Genomic DNA, 2608 nt, shown 5'->3' with positions numbered 1-2608 from the left:
CAGCAACGCGCCCTTGGGAATCTGGGCACCCATTACCGAAAACTTCTTGGGATTCTTGAGGTAGTCGATTAGCTCGCCCGTCTCTTCCTTGGCCTCATCCAGGCCCGCAACATCCTTGAACGTCACGCGCGGGCGATTGTCCATGAACAATTTGGCCTTGCTCTTGCCAAACCCGAACACCTGGTTGTTCTGGCCGCCCTGCATGCGCTGCATCATGAAGAACCAGAACCCAATCAAGAGCACAAACGGGAGGACATTGATCAGCAACGTCAGCCAGATGCTCGTCTGCGCCTTGTTGAAGTCCCCCTGCACACCCTTTGCGACCAGCAGCGGATACAGGCTGGCATCGTACAGCGGCGCGATGGTTGTGAACTTCGTGCCGTCCTTCAGCGTTCCCGTGCCGGTCTGGATAACGTCCGAAATCTCAAACTTGACGTCCTTGACCTCTCCAGCCTGAACCTTGGCCACGAAATCGGTATATGTCAATGGGGCCGGCTGGGCCACAGGAGTCTTGAACAGCGAATAGGCGCCCCATAATACAGCAAAGAGAAGCGCCCACCCGATGAGCTCTTTCAGCAGATTCGGGTTTGAGCCTCCGTTCTTCTTCTGGTTAGCCACTTATCCCTTCTCCTCTTTTCTCTTCTCGTAGACCTCGGGTTTCAGGACGCCGACGAATGGCAGGTTCCGGTAGTTCTCGTCGTAATCCAGCCCGTAACCGATGACAAACTTGTTGGGAATCTCAAACCCGCAGTACTTGATGTCCACGTCCACCTTGCGGCGCTGCGGCTTGGAGAGGAACGTGCAGATCTCGATACTGCTGGGGCCCCTCGTCTTCATGAGATCGACCAGTGCCTTCATCGTAAGGCCTGTGTCGACGATATCCTCGACGATGATAATATCGCGGTGCGCCACGTTGGCGTCGACGTCACGCGTGATCTTGATCACGCCCGTGCTATCCATGTTGGTACCGCCATAGCTACTCACACCCATGAAGTCCACCATGACATGAATAGGCACCGAACGTATGAGGTCGGAAAGGAACACGACGGCCCCCCGCAGAATGCAGATCATCAGCGGGTTCCTGCCCTCGTAATCATGTCCTATCTGCTGTCCCAGCTCGGTTGTGCGTTTCTGGATTTCTTCGGCCGAGACCAGAATCTCCAGAATATCATCTCTCATGTCCATGTATTCTACCCCGCTCCCATTGTTAGACAACTTAGCACTGTGAACTATAGTATACAATGCGCAGGAAGCGGCGCGACTCAACTGTTACCACTCCTGCGGCGCTGCGAGCGAGGGCGGGCACCCAGATAATGCCATCTGCATCGCACACGACGGGACGCCGCGCCCGGAGCACCCGGTCAACCTTTGCGTCGACATACAGGTCCTGCAGCTTGTGTTGATGCCCCCCAAACGTCGTCATGCGGTCACCAGGCCGTGCGTGGCGTACCGTCAATGGCAATCGCAAGGTGTCCACGTCGAACCATGCTTCCTTCGGCCCGACGTCCCTTAAGTCTGATGGAACGTCCACAGGCGTCTTCTCCTCGAAGGTCAGGCGTCTCCGGAACCAGTCGACCGTTGCAGGGAATTTCGCTATCTCCTGAGGCTCCTGGGCACGACCGGTGAACGCGGCGCCATAGACATAAACGTGCTGGTAACCCACCTCCAGCGTCACACGGTCATCCAGCGTTACGCGCACGCCTGTCCTGCCGTTCCGTATGGCCTGGGTACTCCGCGTCAACCGTTCGAAGCTGGGACCGACGCCCGACGTGGCAAAAATCTCCTCAAGCGCATATTGCAGCAGGGGGTCAGGCAGGCTCGCAAGTGCCCTTTTGGCAAGGCGCAACGCTCCCGGATGTCTTCCATCGCCCGCTTCCAGGATCTCGATGTTGTCGGTCACCTGCTCGGTCTGCCGCTCAAACAGCTCACATGTGACACGTGCCATATTCGACGTTCGCGCAACAGCCGTCTTCACGGCAGGAAACCGGCTCTCGATCAACGGGATCACGCTCGTACGGATGAAGTTCCTCTCGTACCGCTCGTCCGCATTGGACAGATCCTCCCGCCAGACGAAACCCTGCGTCCACAGCCAGCCCTGAAGCTGTTCCTTTGACACTCCGAGCAGCGGATGGATGAACATCCCCGTCCGCGGCGCGATGCCGGACATCCCCCGCAAACCAGTCCCCTTGAGCAGTCGAAACAGGACCGTCTCCGCCTGGTCGTCCCGTGTGTGAGCCGTAGCGATGCACGCAGCTCCCGTCTTGAGCGCCGTCATGCGGAGAAAGCGAAGCCGCAATTCCCGGGCCGCTTCTTCGAGGCTCAGATGATGTTCGGAAGCGTACGCACCCACATTGTCGGATCCTGTTTCGCAGGACACGTCCAGTGAGCCTGCCAGTTCCCGTACAAACGCCTCGTCCGCATCACTTTCGGCACCGCGGAGCTGATGGTTGAAATGAGCGCAGACCACGTCGAGATGATAGCTTTCCCGCAACAAGCAGAGGAGGCGTAGCAGCGCGACCGAATCCGACCCACCCGAAACGGCGACGACCACCCGGGTACCAGGGACCAGCAGCTCAAGAGAGGTGCAGTATGACCAGACGTCGTCCTG

General features: G+C 58.2%; 3 protein-coding genes. All 3 read right to left on the bottom strand.

The window, feature by feature from the left end; genetic code table 11:
- A partial coding sequence (locus tag SMC5_RS03085) for an ATP-dependent metallopeptidase FtsH/Yme1/Tma family protein (RefSeq protein WP_207799007.1) occupies positions 1–618 on the bottom strand: 618 nt, incomplete at its 3' end.
- A complete protein-coding gene (hpt, locus tag SMC5_RS03080; RefSeq protein WP_119119541.1) occupies positions 619–1179 on the bottom strand; it encodes a hypoxanthine phosphoribosyltransferase in 561 nt (186 codons plus the stop codon).
- A gap of 37 nt (positions 1180–1216) precedes the next feature.
- On the bottom strand, positions 1217–2608 hold a 1392-nt coding region (tilS, locus tag SMC5_RS03075; RefSeq protein ID WP_119119540.1), incomplete at its 5' end, for a tRNA lysidine(34) synthetase TilS.

The organism is Candidatus Cryosericum odellii, assembly GCF_003570935.1.
In the GTDB taxonomy this organism is placed as follows: Bacteria; Caldisericota; Caldisericia; order Cryosericales; family Cryosericaceae; genus Cryosericum; species Cryosericum odellii.
This window is presented reverse-complemented; position numbering and strand designations above follow the sequence as displayed.

What these genes read in the sequence shown, in the direction of transcription:
- hpt (WP_119119541.1), bottom strand. Translation starts at nt 1,179, where the DNA reads ATGAGAGATGATATTCTGGAGATTCTGGTCTCGGCCGAAGAAATCCAG.